The sequence below is a fragment of the Nonomuraea sp. NPDC050394 genome, assembly GCF_044459065.1.
In the GTDB taxonomy this organism is placed as follows: Bacteria; Actinomycetota; Actinomycetes; order Streptosporangiales; family Streptosporangiaceae; genus Nonomuraea.
On record NZ_JBITIO010000008.1, the window covers coordinates 1 to 15,237 of the forward strand.

Here is a 15,237-nt window from a genome sequence, read left to right on the forward strand (position 1 = left end):
GAAACTACGTTGCAGCCCATCCAAGGCCGGCCACCTGTGCAAGGCCATCGCCGTCCTGCAGAATCGCCGAGTTGCGCCAGCAACGTGAGGATGAAAAGCGTTCACTGTGACTACCTCGTCGGCTAGAGACGCGAGACCTGAGCGTGTCAGAAGGTCGATTCACGGAACCGGGTCCGCGTAAAAGCCTGGCGCGAGTTGATCGGATGCTGGTGGGAGGCATCGTGTTTGTTCCGGTCCAGGCAGAGACAGGTCTAGTCAGCGAACAGGTCGTGCTCGTGTTCTTTGCCAGAGAATCGTAGAGTTGATCACGAGCCAAAGGGTCTGTATGGGGGTGAGCATGGTTTGGATGAGATCGCGTTTGGTCCCGCGGGGCTGCGATGAAAGCTGAGCGCCCTGGCACGAGGGAGGATTTCGCCCTTGCTTGCGCTGTTCTGAGCACCGCCCTCTGTCGCGATGGCGAAGGGGCTGCGGTACGTCATCCCAACGGGTTCACCAAGGTCTCTCTCGGGATGAACACAGACGGACAGCGTCTGTTCCTTCATGTCTGGGAGAACGCGGCGATGGACTCGCAGATACATGATCATCGCTGGGGATTCACCTCCATGCTTCTGGCTGGCAGGCTCGTCAACACCACATACGATCTCGATGTGTCTGAGGACAGTGACATGGGCGGCGCCCTGATTGCGGCCTATAGTTCGGACGGCACCACATTCGCGCTCGATCCCACCAGTGGTCGAACGGTCGTCGCCGTGGAGCGGGCTCGGTCAATTATGCTCCGGGGGGCGCGCTACTCGCAGGAGCCGATGGAACTGCACCGCGTAGCCGGAGCGGCCGGCACGGTGACTCTCGTGGCACGGGGTCGGCATGTCCGCCACATCGCCCGTGTGCTGTTGCCGAGGGGCCAAGGTCCTTCGCGGCAAGAGTTCACGCCTGTAACATCCGCCGAGCGTGACGCCTTAATCCGTTCCGTGCTACAGCAGATCGCGTGAATACGCGACTGTCGGCTGCTCTGCGAACCGCAACGAGCAGACTGAAGGAGCTGGGCAGGCGCGAAAAACCAGCGCTTGCCCGCTGCGATGTTGTGCTGGTGGTGCCCGTCGCCGTGTCCGCGGAACCGAAGGCACCGTTTGAGGCGGGGCCACTCCCCTTAGGCTGGCGGATGGGCCGTCGCGACGAGATCACTGCGAAGGCGGGTAGCCGCCGGTCGTACACCTCTGACGGACTGCTACCGCTACTTTGGGCCGACCCAGTGCGCTGGCACCGGGAAGCCGACGGCTTGACCATGCCGAAAGCTGGCTTCACGCTTTCCGGCGTGGAGATCGTCCGGCTCACGCCAGAGGCGCTTCAGGCAGCGGGCGCAGGTGGTGACCGAGGCCCGAACGGTGTCGCGATGCTGCACGGCACCTTGCCCATCCAGGAGGGTGAAAAGGTACTAAAGACACTACATAGAACTTGCAATCTCGATCCGAGCCATGGCATAGCGCAACGGGAGTGGATCGGCCATCAACTGCCTGAAGGGTCCACGGTCTCCCCCTATACCAGAGAGGCTTTCGCATGCACCCTAGTCACCGCGGTGAACCGGTTGCCCGAGCTTTTTCCTCGGCAGGAGTACGCTGGGTGGCGGCTTGAGGATCAGTGGCTCTGGAGTCTTTACTACTCCGCTCGATATCTGCCGGACGCGGAGAATCTCAACGACCTGCGTGCCCTGCAGATTCGTATGTCGTCGAAAGTGCGTGGCATCGTCACTCACAGGGGCCTCTCCCTTGTAGGCACCGCCCAGGATCCAGGCCGTGATACGCCTGTCAACTTCTACGACGGGACCACGTACCACCTGCGCACGCTCTACGCTGACGCCGTCGCGCTCGCCTGCTTGCAGCGAATCTTCCTCGACGCGATCGGCGGTGCGGTGGCCAGGACGGGACGTCACGAACCCAAGCGAGAGGAGGTCGCCCGTCTGGAGCGAGAACTTCTGAATTTTCGCCGCACTTATTGGTCAGCCCATTTCGGTCATCGAGAAAGCATGGACGTGATTCTGGCCGCCTGCCAGAGTCAGTTTGGCTTGCAGGCGGAGATGGATCGACTGGTGCGGGACCTTGGGGAATTCTCCCGGCAAGTGCAAGCCGCAGCGAGCGAGACCACCAACGCCATCTTGGGGTTGCTCACGGCCCTGGGCCTTCCCATCACGGTGGGGGTCGCGATGTGGCAGGGACTGGCCGACAACGACTATCCGTCGCTATGGAAGACGGTTGCACTATCGGCTATCGTCTCGGTCGGCCTCGTCCTGGCATTTCCCGGACTCAAAAGACTGTTGTCGGGCATCTTCTCGTTGAGACGGCGATGAGGACATTCGAGACGCCACCGCGGCAGGCGCCTGGGTTTCCTCCTGGCTGTGCGGATGCTGGTGATGTGCTGGCAGCAATTGAGGGGTCGGCGGCAACGGTTGTCGTGGTTACGACCGCGCTGCGGACGATCATCGAGGCGCGGCGCGATCACGTCGGCGGCCTGGCCCTCGTGCGCTCCGAACTCGCCCGGTTCGCCGCCACACTTCCACGATTCTGGCGAGCAGGCTTCTACGGTAAGGATCTGGTCGCTGTCGTGCCTGGCGCCGAACCCAACTTGGCCATGGCGCTAGGTGAGACACTGCCCGCCGATTCTCCGGTCCGGATGGGCTGGTCTTGGACCGTTGTCCCGCTCTCCGGCCCTCCCAGCCGCCAGATCTCCACACTGCTGGCCGCCTGCTATCGCGCTGCCGTCGCTGCGCGGGTGCGGCGGAGCCACTCAAGCTTGCGAACCAGTGAGGCCGTGCGAAGCCTTGAAGAGTGGCGCTCACGGCGCCCGGGCCCAGATGAGCGCGACGTCGCCTCGATGCTGGCAGCCGTGCTGGTCAGACCGTACGGCGACCAAGAGATCGCAGCCGAGGAAGGAGACGACCCCCGTTGGCCAGGAGTCCGGCGGGGCGACCGTATCGAGGAACTCTCCGGTGCCCAAGGGATGCCGCTCTACGTCATCACGGACGTCCACGGCATCGAATGGGGGTCGGCCAAAGGGCCGATGCCGACGGCCGGAACCAAAGCGACGACATCAGTCGAAGGCAATGCGGCACGGCTGATTCCAGCGGCTCGTGCCTGGCTTGCGGCGGAGCGGAGCACATCCAAGACGCTGGACATCGCGTACAGCGACCGTTTGGAACGTGAGCAGGCTCTGGCGGTTCATCTCCGCGATCTCGGTCGTCAACCGGGCATGCTGTTCGGGACGTTGGGCGACGGCCTCGAAGGCATGGTGTCGTCCATAGATCGTTTCAGGACCGTTTTGGCGACCACGAATGCGGCCGGGGAGGGGAGAATCCGCAGCGGAGCAGGAGCGGCGAGGGCACAAGGGACCGATGCGGCGGACCGAGATGTCGCGCGGCGGAGCGCGGAGTTCAGCCTGCACGTGACGAAATTGCTCACGCCAGAGGACACACCGTTCGCAGCGATGCACGTGTTCGGTGAACTCCTGCCAGAACGCGAGGCCCTGATTGTCCTTGGACGGTTGCTCCGCCTGCGTGATCATCCCAACCACCACTTCCACCACGCCCGCCACCACGCGGATACGTGGTTGAGGCACCTTCCTCCCGCGTCTCATCGCAAGTTCACCGACGTGGTCGGGGAGCCTCTCCACTCCCAAGAAGCGGGGTTCCAGCGAAGCGGCACGCCGCCGTAGGAGAGCAGTGGGTCCCAGAAGAGCGCCAGACGGGCCGCTGCGGCGTTCAGGGAGCCGAAGGAGAGCCTCGACTGGAACGAGTGCGCGTCCCAATGATCGAGCCACTCCGCGGGAGGTTCCGAAAGCGTGGCTGGGACCGTCCTGCCCATGTGCGAAAACTCGATCTCGATGTCATCTCTCAGTACAGATGCGTCCAGCTCCGTCGCGGCAGGGCTCGACACGGCCACGAGAAAGTCCCACAGGTCCGACCAGCGGGTATTCAGTCGGTTGCCGCTACGTCGCAATGTGTAGCGAAGCAACTTCTGTGCCAGGCATCTGCTGAGTGTTGCTGCAGGCACCCAGGTCCTGGAGGTCGGGAACCTTATGGACGTAGCCCGTTTGTCGGCTAGGGCGTCCACTTCCGGGATCACTAGAACATCCGCGGTGATCAAGGTGATCAGCGGGTCGCGCCCCACTCCTAGCAGGACTCGGTACACCTGAGGCTTCGCTCTTGCGTCGCTGAACCTCATGGTCTCAGACCCCAGGATGTCCACTAGGCCGCCTTCGTCATCCTCAAGTGGAGAAGTGCGGCGGAGGAGAGCCTCGGCAGCGGGTTCCGCGACGCTGACGTCGAGATCTCGGGGGAGTCTCGCGGTCGGCCCCACATGCGCCAGGAGGGCCGTGGCGCCCTTGACATGCCATAGTCCATGCGGCAGGACATGCGCCAAGCCCTCTATCGCCGAGGCATATGAACGGAGGGACAGCCGGCTGATGAGTGGAAGGGCAGCGTAGTCGCGTCCGCCCCAACTGGCCGTTTCGGCTGGATGTGTCACAACAGACTTTTTACACTCGGCAAATCGGTTCCGCATGCGTTCAACCACCCGTTATCCCGCATCCACGAGGACAGGCGCGCTGTGGGCGCGGGTGTGACTCGGCCCTGCTCAAACGCGGCGCGCCACGCCAGTGCACGTACGCCAGCCACATCTGAGTACGCCGCGGCCCGCACTGTGTGTTCAGGCAACGCTGAAAGAAGGGCCGGATGACGTATCGCTAAGGCCAGCAGCCGAGCCAGAGGCCATGGCTCGACAAGCTCGCGCTCCAACCACTGATGGAAGATCTCTACCCCCTCTGTCGTCTCTGCGAAGTGGTCCAGGTAGGAGATCGCGCGGGGGAGCAGGTAAGGGTGTGCCGCCGTTACCGCGAGGAGGTCCCGAAGGGCTACCGGGTCGCCAAGAGGACCGAGCCTTGGGAGCGCGAAGCGCAGCGCCCGCATGTCATTGTGTTCGACGCCCGCACGCCAAACCTCCGCAGGTCGGCCAGCAACGTTCCTGGCGGGTCCGGCCAGCGGCCATGTCGCAGGACCGACGCCCGTCTTGGCATCGGAGAGCCTGAGCCCCTGGTTAGACAGTTCCTCGGCGATGAGCTGACGTACCCGCTGCGCCTCGTCGTCATCGGTGACGAAGACGTGGATGTCGTCCGACCAACGCACCCATCGAGATCCCACGGCCTGTTCGAGTGCCGCGTCAAGGGGCTCTAGTACTGTGCCGCAGAGGCGATTGGCCCACAGGTGGCCTCGCAGGCAGCAGTGGCCAGCGACGACGTTGATGGCACTCAACTCCGCGGCAAGCACGGAAGTCATCCATGGCTGCCGGAGCAAGGTTTCCAGGGACACCGAGGCGGAGAAGTGATGCACGTCGGCGTAGAGCACGAGCGGGTACCGTTGGTCGCTGGATAGCTCCCGTAGACGCGCGGCCCGCTGCCAATAGCCAGTGTGGTAGCCCGAGTGCCCAGAGCGGTAGCTGAAGACGCCCGGGGCTGGCAAGTGATCCGTGAGTGCCTCGTCAACGAGCCAGTGCAAGCGAGCACGGAGCATCACGTCGATAATCGCGAGTCGCTCCGAGCGCCTGGCCATCTGCACCGTGATCTCGTCCGTTGCCACAGGTGTGGCGGGTGGAGCGGGGGTTTCGCGTAGTGCGCGTATGGCATCCACGGCGCCGATCGCGTCAGGTACCCAATCCGTCAGAAGGTCTGCCACAAACCCATCCGCCAAGGCATCACGTCGCTGACCGGTCACGATTTACCCGTCCTCATGCCATCGATCACCCGTCATTTACTACGTCAATCCATTAAGGCAGAAGAGTCGCCAGAGTGCCAGCCTAATCTCGACCTCTCGTCCCTGCGAGAGACGCGGGATAATCCGCGATCTCACGTTCGTCGGAATAAGAATATCCAAGAGTGAACTTGTTCCATCGCTGCTGCGGAGCTCTAGTGACGTTGCGTGGCGCCCTCCAGTCTCGGTATAGGTCCGCCGCCTATTTTCCCAAGATAAATTGCTCTTTGTGTTGGCCGGTCATGTTGATGTGCACGTGCAGAAGGAGGATCGCTCCCTGGAATTGTCCAATAATTCTCGTGTGTAGCGCGAATTGTTGTATCGCGCTAATATTTCCTCACTGTGGGCAGACGGTCCGGCAGCGGCGGACTGGCAGATCAACAGTCTCGCCGAGCTCGTCACGACCAGTGCTGAAGTGCGTACTAACTGCCCGTGCGGACTGAACGGGGCGCAAATTGACAGCCGCCAGCTGCGGACTCAGGGGGAGACGGTGTTCATGGAGTGACTTCATGCTGGTCGGCCCGGCAGGGCCGCGTACCGGATGCTCGTTTCGCCGTCTAGGCAGGACGCGTGGCTGACCTAGTCTCGCTCTGCTGGACGCTCTTTCTATTGGGCGCGTGACGACACTATGACGATCCATCACCGCTGGATCGAAGACCCTGTGCCGGGGGAGGTGTTCCCTCCGGCACAGGGGTCATCGGCGGAGGCCGAGGCGTTGGAGGAGGCGTCGGTACGTTCGATGTCGGTGTTGCGTAGGTACGTCAGCGGTCGTCGCCGGCGGCCGTTGAGCATGTGCAGGCCGCGTCGGCTGTCATGGTCGCGCAGGTGCGCGGTGATGTCGGCGGTTCGGTGGGTCGGCAGGGCGGTCTGCAGTTCGGGTGAACCGGTGTCACCTTCGAAGGTCGCGTACTCCGCGATGATCGCCTTCTTGCGCGTCGTCGAGGGCCATGATCTCCCCTTTCCTCAGGACGCGGTCAAAGCCGGGCGGGCATGCTGATCGGGGATCGTGTTGAACATGGCGGTTCTCCCGTGCCGCGCAAACGATGCGGAATGGCGGCCGGTGGTTCCGCTCGCCGTACCGTCGTGTCGATGCGGGAAGCACGGCCCGGGGCGTCGCTATAGAACCGCCCGGCCGCGAAGTCTCTCGAGTGCGGCCGCGACTTCACTTACCTGTTCCGGTTCCCGGGCGCACCAGTCGGAGCCATTGTCGAACCACTTGTTCCAGATGGTGCGGACAGCGTCGGGGGTGATCTCTTCTCCGCCGCCCAGGAGAGCGACGAGATCGCGCACTTCGGGGTCGTACTCGTCGTCAGGAGCCCCCATGCTCAGTAACCCTTCGGGGTCATACCCCTTGATCAAGGCACGGACGGCGGCCATCTGATCATCAGTCATGACTCCAGCATGCACTGATCTTCACGCCTGGATGCCGCACAATCGAGAGGACGGCACGCCGATCGGACACGAGAGGGAGCCAGCCGCATGAGATCTCCGCGCCGCACCCTGTTCGCCGCCCTGGCCTTATCCCTGGCACTGGGCGTAATGGCATGCGGCGGCGATTCCGGCGCCGCCAGGTCGCCCGTTCCCGACCCGAGCGGCCCTCCGGAAAAGACCGAGCTGAAAGTGGCCACCCTCCCCATCATCGACAACGCCGCCCTTTATGTGGCCCTGAAAAACGGCCTGTTCGAAAAGGAGGGAATCAAGGTGACCCCGGTCCCGATCCAGGCGGGTCCGCAGGGCGTCCCCATGCTTCTCAACGGCGAAGCCGACGTCATCTTCGCCAATTACGTCTCCATGTTCCAGGCGAACGACACCGGAGTCCTCCAGGTGAAGATCCTGGCGGAAGGCTCGCGAGCCGCACCCCAATCGCTGAGCATCATGGCCCTGCCCGGTTCGCCCATCAAGACCCCCAAGGACCTGGAAGGCAAGACGATCAACGTCCAGGTCCTCAAGAACTTCCAGGAACTGGCCCTCACCCAGGTACTCAAGCGGCACGGCGTGGACCCGACGAAGATCACCTACGTCCCGGTGACGTTCCAGGACCTCGTCCCCGCCTGGCAGAAAGGCCAGATCGACGCCGCCTACGTGGGCGAGCCCATGGTCACCTCCCTCACGACCAAGCTGGGCGCCCGCAAGATCCTCGATCCCGCCTCCGGCCCGGCCGCCGAGTTCCCGATCTCCGGCTACGTCACCACGCGGGACTGGTCCGCCCGCAACCCCGCCGCCTCGGCCGCCTTCCGGCGGGCCATCCACGCCGCCGGGAAGCTCACGGCCGACCGCACGTCCGTGACCTCGGTGCTGCCCGAATTCACGCAGGTCGACCGGGCCACCGCGGAGCGGGTCACGCTGCCGTTCTTCCCGGATGAGGACGAACCCGTCAGGCTGCAGCGCGTCGCCGACTGGATGAGCCAGGCCGGATGGCTGTCCAAGCCGCTGGACGTCACGTCCCTCATGCGGTGAACGTTCACAGCCGCCGGGCGGCCGGGGCGCTGGCCTTCTGCGCCGCCTTCGAGCTGCTCGCCCGCGCCAATCCGGGCATCCTGCCGCCCACGACGGAGATCCTCCGGCAGGCCGTGGCCCTCGCCGCCGACGCCGGGTTCCGCGCGCACGCCGCGACCAGCGCGCTGGCGTGGGCGTCGGGGCTCGGCCTCGCCGTGCTGGTGGCCGTCCCGCTCGGCGTACTGCTCGGCACCGTGCCCGCGCTCGGCGCCGCGACCCGGGCGATCCTGGAGTTTCTCCGGCCGATCCCGTCGGTCGCCCTCATTCCGCTCGTCGCGCTGCTCATCGGGACGGGCCTGCAACTGCGCGTCGCGCTCGTCGTGTACGCCTCGGTGTGGCCCCTGCTCTACAACACGATGTATGGCCTGCGCGAGGTCGACCCCCTGGCCAAGGAGTCGTTGCGCGCCTTCGGGTTCGGCAGGGCGGCGACCCTGGTGCGCGTCTCGCTGCCGTCGGCGGCGCCGTTCATCGGAACGGGGTTGCGTCTCGCGGCCGGCGTCGCGCTGATCCTCACGATCAGCGTCGAGGTCGTGGGCGGGCGCGGCCAGGGCGTCGGCATCTTCATCGCGCTGGCGGGCACCGTGGACGGACGGCTCGCCGGCATCCTCGCCGCGGTCGCCTGGGTCGGGCTTTTCGGCCTGGGCGTGAACGCCGCCCTCGTGGCCGCCGAGCGCAGGCTCTTTCCGTGGCACTGGAGGCGCACGTGAGACGCTGGGCGCTGGTCGTGGTCGTGCTGACCGCCTGGGAAGTGGCCACGGCCCTGGCCGGGAATCCGTTCTTCCCCCGGCCCAGCGTGATCGCCGCGCGCATGCACCAGCAGTGGCTGTCCGGCGACGCGGCCGCGCTGCGCGACATCGCGCCCACGCTGGTACGCGTCTTCGCCGGCCTGGCACTGGCGGCCGTGGCCGGAATCCTGCTCGGGACGGTCATCGGCCTGTCGGCCCGGGTTCACGACTACCTCGACGGCGTGCTGCAGTTCCTCCGGACGATCCCGCCGCCCGCCGTGGTCACGGTGTTCGTCGTCGTGTTCGGATTCGGGCTGCGCACGCAACTGGCGTTCATCGTCTTCAGCGTCGTCTGGCCGATCCTGCTCAACACCGCCGACGGCGTCCGCTCGGTCGAACCCCTCTATCTGGACACCGGCCGGGTCTTCAAGCTCTCGAAGGCGGAGCTTCTGACCCGGGTGGTCCTGCCCGCCGCGTTGCCGAAGGTCTTCGCCGGGCTCCGGCTCGCCCTGTCGCTCGCGCTGATCGTCACCGTCTTCGCCGAACTGCTGCCGGGCACCCGCGACGGCATCGGCTTCCACCTGACCGAGTCGTACGCCCGCTTCGACCTGCCCGGGATGTGGGCCGGCATCGCCCTGCTCGGACTGCTCGGATCCGCCTTCAACGAGCTGTTCGTGCTCGCCGAACGGCGCGTGCTCGGCGGGCGGATCTGAAGGTCACCATTCCCAGTCGCAGATCGCGGCGTTCCTGGAATAGAGCCACTGTTTTTCGAGGAAATGCTCGATGAGCTGGGCGGCCGCTGCCTCGTCCTGGATGATGAATCCGTGATCCTGGGTCGTGTCGGGATACACGTTCCTGGAACCGACGTAGAACGCCGTGGCGTCCACGCAGACCACCTTGCTGTGCAGCCGGTACTTGTAGTTACCCGGCCAGGTCTGCTCATCCGACACGCGTAACGGCGCCAGTTGCAGGCCGCGCCGCAGCACCCGATGCGCCTCCGCGTCATACCTGGTCCTGAGCCTGACCCGCTGGTAGAGCGATTTGTAGGCCACGTCCACGCTGCTGACGTTGGAGTAGTCCGGGCTCCCGGGATTGCTGATGACGATCCGGACCTTGACTTTCTCCATCATCTTCTGGGCGAGGACGTCCAGCAGCCTGACATCGAACAGGGCGTGCATCAACGGCAGGCCGGTGAATCCGTTGATGTCCTGCTGGGACAGCACGATGCTGGTCTTCGCGTGGGCGACCAGAGCCCGGATGGCGTTCGCGTCGGGATTGACCGTCATGAACGCGCTGTCGAGGTTGGTCTCGTTGTTCAGGTAGCTCGCCGCCTGGTCTTCCCGTTCGGCGTACGGCCGTTCGTAGGCGGAGTCCTTGTCGCGGTCCAGGATGCCGTATCCGAGGCTGCCGACGGAGATCACCTGAAGCTCGCCCGGGGTATAGGGCTCTTCGTCGTCCCCGTCGTACAACGTCCAGCCCTCGGCCGGTGGACTGGGCTTTTCCACGGCGATCCAGGCCGGATACTGCTTGCGGTTCTTGATCCAGCCTGACTTGACCCAGCCCGCGTGGGTGCGGGCCCACTCCCACAACATGTCCAGGAACTTGCCGGCCGACAGGGCCGCCGGGCCGCGCAGGGCGATGTCGAGGTCGGTCACCGGCGCCGTGTCGCCGAAGCCCCGGCTGAACAACGGGCCTTCCTCGATGTAGTAGTTCGTCATCCAGTTGATGCCGCCGTGAATGACGGACCGGCCGTCCACGATCACGAACTTGGTGTGGTTGTAGGACGACACACCGCGCGTCGTCATCGAGCAGACCCGCAGGTCGACCTCGCGCGCCAGCGTGCCGAGCCGTTTGATCAGCGCGTCGCGGAACACCCACGGATCGGCCGTGCGGTCCACACCCACCACACCGGTCATGAACCGCACGATCAACCGGTCGTCGCCTTCGTCGCGGCGTTCGACGGCTTCCTTGATTCCGTCGAACATGGCGTCGAGGAAATTACCGTCCGGAAATGGCCCGGCGGGGGAACCTATCATGTCCGGCGGGCCGAAACCGGTGATGTCCACGGTTCTGCCCGCCTGGGCGATGTTGTGCCGCAGCCGGTTCAGGAGCTTCTTGACGCCGGGCTTTTCGGCGCCTGCCGGAATGCCTTTGGAGGCGGTCCATCCCCAGCAGTCGGGAACCTGCAATATCCAGGACGCGGCGTCATCGCCGGTCGTGTCGAATATGTTGCCCGGCGTGCGGCTCCACAGCTTCCCTTCCATCCCTGGCGAGACGGATTTCAATTCGGCTTCGACCGCGTTCAGGTATTCCATATCCGCATCGTGCCACCGGACTCACGGACCGCCCAGACCCATGGCCGGGCGCCCATTCTGGGTGATCGGGCCGCGCCGGCCACTCCGCCCTGCTCACAGCCGGGCCTCGTGGCCGTTACGGCTGCCGCGTGTCCGCATGCGGCCGACCAAGGATCCGCCGCCGGGTGGTGTCAGTGATTCCTGGGTTTGAAGTAATGCTTGACCATGTACGCGGTTACCCGCTTGCCGATCTTGGCGCCTTCGATGTCGGCGGTGCGGGTGTGGATTCCACCCCAGACGCGGGCATTGGTGACCTCCTCCAGGGCTTGGGAGAAGCTGCGGAAGTGGCGGGTCGTGCCCGAGTCGTTGCTGTGGCCGCTGAAGGAGATGTCGTCGCGCCCGAAGAAGTGCGCGAGCGCCGACATGCTCGCCCCGGTGAAGCAGGTGTGGCCGGAGGTGTAGTCGGGGTGCGGCGGGGTGACCAGGAGCGGGGTCCAGCCGGGGTCGGCGTCCGTCCTCGGGTTACCGTCGGTATCGGCCAGGCGGATGGCGGTGATGGGACGCCAGAAGTTCCAGGCGGCCTTCTCGTTGAAACAGGCGGTCGTGGCGTCGGCCTCCGCGAGGTCGACCATGGCGAACATGCGGGCCGTCTGCAGCGGGGTCAGTCGCCGCGTGACGGCGAGCTGGCGCTTGATTTCCCATTCGGCCAGGTGCCGGTCGTGCCACCAGATGGCGGCCTGGGTCTGGTCCGGGGTCCTGACCGTGCTGGTCGCCGAGCCGACGGTCTTGACCTCGTTGAAGTCGCGGGCGTACCTGCTGCCGGTCAGGGCCGGTGGGCCGGCGGTGCGGAACATCGACGCCCTCGCCAGCATGAACGGCTTCAGGTAGGCGACCCAGGCGCCCTCCGTGCTCGGCACGGGCGGGGTCGGCCGCCACTGACCCGGCTTGGTGCCGACGGGCCAGGTCTGGTCGCCGAACGCGCCGTCGTCCTCCCGCGCGGCGATCATCGCCGCGGCCGTCTGGCCGCCGACGGCGATGCCGCGCCGCTTGGCGGTGCCGCCGGGAATGGCGGCGAGCGACTCGTCGTACTGCTTTCGCAGCCTTTCCCGCTGCGCCGGGAAAAGCGAGCGCAGAACGTGGAAAGCCGCGGTCGCGACGGCGGCCTCCGTCGATTCGCTCCCGTCGGCGCGTGGCGCGCGCAGATAAGGCTGGTACGGCCGGCCGGCGATCGCGTTGACCGCGTCGTAAACGGCGCCGTGCACCATGGCGAAACTACGGGCCTGGACCTGCGGCTGCTGCCGGGCGATTTCCCAGATCGCCGTTTCGGCGTTCTTGTCCCAGACGATGATGGCATTCGGCGGTGAATCCGCGGCGTACACGGGCGGCACGCCGTGCGCGACAACTCCCGCGACCACGGCTAACACAACGGGCTTACGCCGGAGGAATGCAGGTGATCCAGGCATGCCTGCAAACTACTATGCGGTTCCCTTTCAGGGACGCCAGGAATCAATGATGTCGCGCGGCGTCCACACGAGGTCCACGCAACGAGGATCGACATCCGGCGCCAGCCCCGTGAGCGAGGCGATGACGAGTGAAGTGGTCGCCGGGTCGTAGCCCGGAACCTGGACGACGGACCGGCGTGCCGTGGCGAGGTCGTGGGTGTCGAAAGGGGATGCCAGCCATTTGATCGACCCGGTGAAGAGAACGCGTCCGGCGACGGGCACGCGGTCGGCTCCGACCAGGTCGACCTCGGGATCGAACCGGCGATTCCACCAGCCGCCCACCGCTTCCACCTCGGGCCAGGGCAGGCGCCCTGACAGTGCGGCGAGTTCGAGCGATTGCCTGACGAGCGGTTTGACGGCCCGGCCTCGCCAGGCGGTCCAACGCCGCTCGACCAGGCGGAACCCCGCCTCGGGGCGCCCCCGCCGAGCCTGCTCCTGGACCGTGCGGAGCATGCCGAGATAGAGCCGCAAGTTGCTGTCGGCGACCCGATACAGCCCCGGTTTTCCCGGCCTGGCCGACAGCGGCTCGTCCAGGGCGAGCACCCGCTTCTCCGCTGTCAGTTTCCGTAGGAGCGGGGACAAAGTGCCTGACGGCAGCGCTCCGTCGCGGCTGCCCGCTGTCGCGGCGATGTTGGCGTGGGTGCGGTCCCCGGCGCCGATGGCCTCCAGGACCCTGCGAGAGACATCCGGATTCGGAAACCCGGCCATCAGCACCGCTTCGGGGACGCTGAAAACGGCCGCGCCGGGATCCTCGGCCTCCTGGCGCAGAAACTCCAGTGCGGGCAGAGCACGGGGCCAGGTCCTGATGATGCCGGGCAGGCCTCCGGTGATCAGATGAGCGTCGATCGCATGCTCCGCATCGAGGCCGAGAGCGTCGGCGACGTCACCGGGATGGAGCGGACCGAGGACCAGGTTGTCCGCACGCCCGAAGAACGGCCGGTCGTAGGCGGTCAGCCGCTCCATCATGTGGAGATCGCTGCCGAGGAGAAGCAGCAACACGGGCCGGGTGGCGAGCAGACGGTCCCATGCCGTCTGCAGAGCGCCCTCGAACAGCCCGTCCTGCTCCGACAGCCACGGGACCTCATCCAGGACGACGACGCACGGCCGCGCCGGAAGCGACATGGTCAGCGCACGGAAGGCATCGGGCCAATTCCCCCCGACCGCGGTGGGAACCAGAGCGGGATCCTCGGGAAGCTCAGATTCCCGCAAATCCGCGAGGAAGGCCCCGACGGCCTCCACGGCAGAGGCGCCCTTGGTCGCGGTGGTGAACAGGTAGGGCACGCCCGCGCGGTCACAGAACTCCTGGACCAGCCTGGACTTGCCCACCTGCCGACGGCCGCGCAGGGTCACGGCGACACCCGCACCTGTCTCCCGTACCCGCCGGAGCCGTTTCGTGAGCAATGACAGTTCCGCGGTGCGGCCGATGAAACCGCGCAACCTGGCCTCCACTTATGTAGATAGAATCTACGTAGATGAAGTCTACCCAACTCTTCGATCAGGAAGACGGCCACATCACCAAGGCCGGACAGTTTTACGCGGTGGGCACGGGCATCCCTGAGGCTCTGATCCGTGCACCGCACCGCCTTGGCCATCACGCGGCCGATCCGCTCACCGAGCGGGAGATCATGCAGCGCGCGGCCGGCTGACCCACGCCTCCTCGCTCTCCTCTCACGGAGGGCGAGGGATCCGGGGCTGGTAGGGTGGGTGGTCGAGATGGAGAGAGAAGGGGAGGTGAGTTGATGACCGCGCTGGAGGCCACTGTCGTGCGCAGCGTCCGGAGCATCCTCACGTCCCGGACGACGGCCTGAACCGTGCCCTTCTGACCGGCCGGGTGCGTGAGCCCGCCGGAGGACATCGTCAACTCATCACGAAACGGATCTTCATCCATCATGTCTTCATCTACTGAGTGGATCACGCGCGCCGAGACCACCGCCGACGTCCCCGCCGTGCGGGAGATCGTTCTGGCGGCGTTCGAGACCCCGCTGGAGGCGGATCTCGTCGACGCGCTCCGCACCGACTCCGCCTGGATCGACGGGCTGTCGGTCGTCGCGGTCGACAGCGACGACCGGCCGGTGGGGCACGCGCTGCTCACCCGGTGCCACATCGGGGACACCCCGGCGTTGTGCCTGGCGCCCGTCTCGGTGCGGCCCGGCCGGCAGAAGACCGGTGCGGGGTCGGCCGCCACACGTGCCGTGCTCCGGGCCGCGGCCGCCATGGGCGAGCGGTTCGTCGTCGTCCTCGGGCATCCCGAGTACTACCCGAGGTTCGGGTTCGGGCGCGCGTCCGAGCACGGGATCGGGGTCACGTTCGAGGTGCCCGACGAGGCGCTGATGGCGCTGGCGCTCGTGCCCGATGAGCGGCTGCCGTCCGGGATCATCCGGTACGCGGCGCCGTTCGGGATCTAGCACAAGCCGTTCGGGATCTAGCAC

The 15,237-nt window shown here is 65.9% G+C and carries 14 protein-coding genes and 1 pseudogene; 8 read left to right on the forward strand and 7 right to left on the reverse strand.

Annotated features, from left to right (window positions below):
- Positions 1 to 509: 509 nt before the first annotated feature.
- The 3 genes from ACIBKY_RS28970 to ACIBKY_RS28980 all read left to right on the forward strand — a co-directional run bounded on the left by ACIBKY_RS28970 (position 510) and on the right by ACIBKY_RS28980 (position 3,702).
- Entirely contained in the window at positions 510 to 989 is a 480-nt protein-coding gene (locus ACIBKY_RS28970) for a hypothetical protein (RefSeq protein ID WP_397101335.1), read from the forward strand.
- A complete protein-coding gene (locus tag ACIBKY_RS28975; protein WP_397101337.1) occupies positions 986 to 2,341 on the forward strand; it encodes a hypothetical protein in 1,356 nt (451 codons plus the stop codon). Before ACIBKY_RS28970 ends, ACIBKY_RS28975 begins: the two co-directional genes overlap by 4 nt.
- Before the next feature lie 65 nt (positions 2,342 to 2,406).
- On the forward strand, positions 2,407 to 3,702 hold the full coding sequence (locus ACIBKY_RS28980; protein ID WP_397101339.1) for a hypothetical protein: 1,296 nt from the start codon (positions 2,407 to 2,409) through the stop codon (positions 3,700 to 3,702).
- Here ACIBKY_RS28980 and ACIBKY_RS28985 read toward each other — a convergent pair.
- The 4 genes and pseudogenes from ACIBKY_RS28985 to ACIBKY_RS29000 all read right to left on the reverse strand — a co-directional run bounded on the left by ACIBKY_RS28985 (position 3,621) and on the right by ACIBKY_RS29000 (position 7,183).
- Positions 3,621 to 4,550 (reverse strand): nucleotidyl transferase AbiEii/AbiGii toxin family protein, encoded by a 930-nt coding sequence (locus ACIBKY_RS28985; protein ID WP_397101341.1) that lies wholly within the window; start codon positions 4,548 to 4,550, stop codon positions 3,621 to 3,623. The two genes, ACIBKY_RS28980 and ACIBKY_RS28985, sit on opposite strands and share 82 nt — an antisense overlap.
- Positions 4,511 to 5,755: a hypothetical protein gene (locus ACIBKY_RS28990; protein WP_397102174.1), complete on the reverse strand. Its 1,245-nt coding sequence runs from the start codon at positions 5,753 to 5,755 to the stop codon at positions 4,511 to 4,513. Before ACIBKY_RS28990 ends, ACIBKY_RS28985 begins: the two co-directional genes overlap by 40 nt.
- A gap of 730 nt (positions 5,756 to 6,485) precedes the next feature.
- Positions 6,486 to 6,712: pseudogene (gene rpsO / locus ACIBKY_RS28995) on the reverse strand (30S ribosomal protein S15).
- A 195-nt stretch (positions 6,713 to 6,907) separates the two neighbouring features.
- Positions 6,908 to 7,183 (reverse strand): hypothetical protein, encoded by a 276-nt coding sequence (locus ACIBKY_RS29000; protein ID WP_397101343.1) that lies wholly within the window; start codon positions 7,181 to 7,183, stop codon positions 6,908 to 6,910.
- 87 nt (positions 7,184 to 7,270) lie between these two features.
- On the opposite strand from ACIBKY_RS29000, the gene ACIBKY_RS29005 reads away from it, so the two are divergent.
- From ACIBKY_RS29005 to ACIBKY_RS29015, 3 genes are read left to right on the forward strand one after another with little or no spacing between them, the layout of a single operon-like run.
- Positions 7,271 to 8,248 carry an ABC transporter substrate-binding protein gene (locus ACIBKY_RS29005; protein WP_397101345.1) on the forward strand — a complete coding sequence of 326 codons (978 nt, stop codon included), beginning with the start codon at positions 7,271 to 7,273 and terminating at the stop codon, positions 8,246 to 8,248.
- Positions 8,245 to 8,994: an ABC transporter permease gene (locus ACIBKY_RS29010; protein WP_397101347.1), complete on the forward strand. Its 750-nt coding sequence runs from the start codon at positions 8,245 to 8,247 to the stop codon at positions 8,992 to 8,994. Before ACIBKY_RS29005 ends, ACIBKY_RS29010 begins: the two co-directional genes overlap by 4 nt.
- Entirely contained in the window at positions 8,991 to 9,725 is a 735-nt protein-coding gene (locus tag ACIBKY_RS29015) for an ABC transporter permease (RefSeq protein ID WP_397101349.1), read from the forward strand. Before ACIBKY_RS29010 ends, ACIBKY_RS29015 begins: the two co-directional genes overlap by 4 nt.
- A gap of 3 nt (positions 9,726 to 9,728) precedes the next feature.
- On the opposite strand, the gene ACIBKY_RS29020 is transcribed toward ACIBKY_RS29015, so the two are convergent.
- From ACIBKY_RS29020 to ACIBKY_RS29030, 3 genes are all read right to left on the reverse strand, one after another.
- Complete coding sequence (locus ACIBKY_RS29020; protein ID WP_397101351.1) at positions 9,729 to 11,327, reverse strand: hypothetical protein; 1,599 nt, start codon at positions 11,325 to 11,327, stop codon at positions 9,729 to 9,731.
- Positions 11,328 to 11,497: 170 nt separating this feature from the next.
- Positions 11,498 to 12,721, reverse strand: coding sequence for a hypothetical protein (locus ACIBKY_RS29025; protein ID WP_397101353.1), 1,224 nt, complete (start codon positions 12,719 to 12,721; stop codon positions 11,498 to 11,500).
- Positions 12,722 to 12,796: 75 nt separating this feature from the next.
- Positions 12,797 to 14,245: an ATP-binding protein gene (locus ACIBKY_RS29030; protein ID WP_397101355.1), complete on the reverse strand. Its 1,449-nt coding sequence runs from the start codon at positions 14,243 to 14,245 to the stop codon at positions 12,797 to 12,799.
- A gap of 35 nt (positions 14,246 to 14,280) precedes the next feature.
- Between ACIBKY_RS29030 and ACIBKY_RS29035 the strand changes: the two genes are divergently transcribed.
- Positions 14,281 to 14,454, forward strand: a complete 174-nt coding sequence (locus tag ACIBKY_RS29035; RefSeq protein WP_397101357.1) for a hypothetical protein — start codon at positions 14,281 to 14,283, stop codon at positions 14,452 to 14,454.
- A 243-nt stretch (positions 14,455 to 14,697) separates the two neighbouring features.
- Positions 14,698 to 15,213, forward strand: coding sequence for a GNAT family N-acetyltransferase (locus tag ACIBKY_RS29040; RefSeq protein ID WP_397101359.1), 516 nt, complete (start codon positions 14,698 to 14,700; stop codon positions 15,211 to 15,213).
- Positions 15,214 to 15,237: the final 24 nt, after the last annotated feature.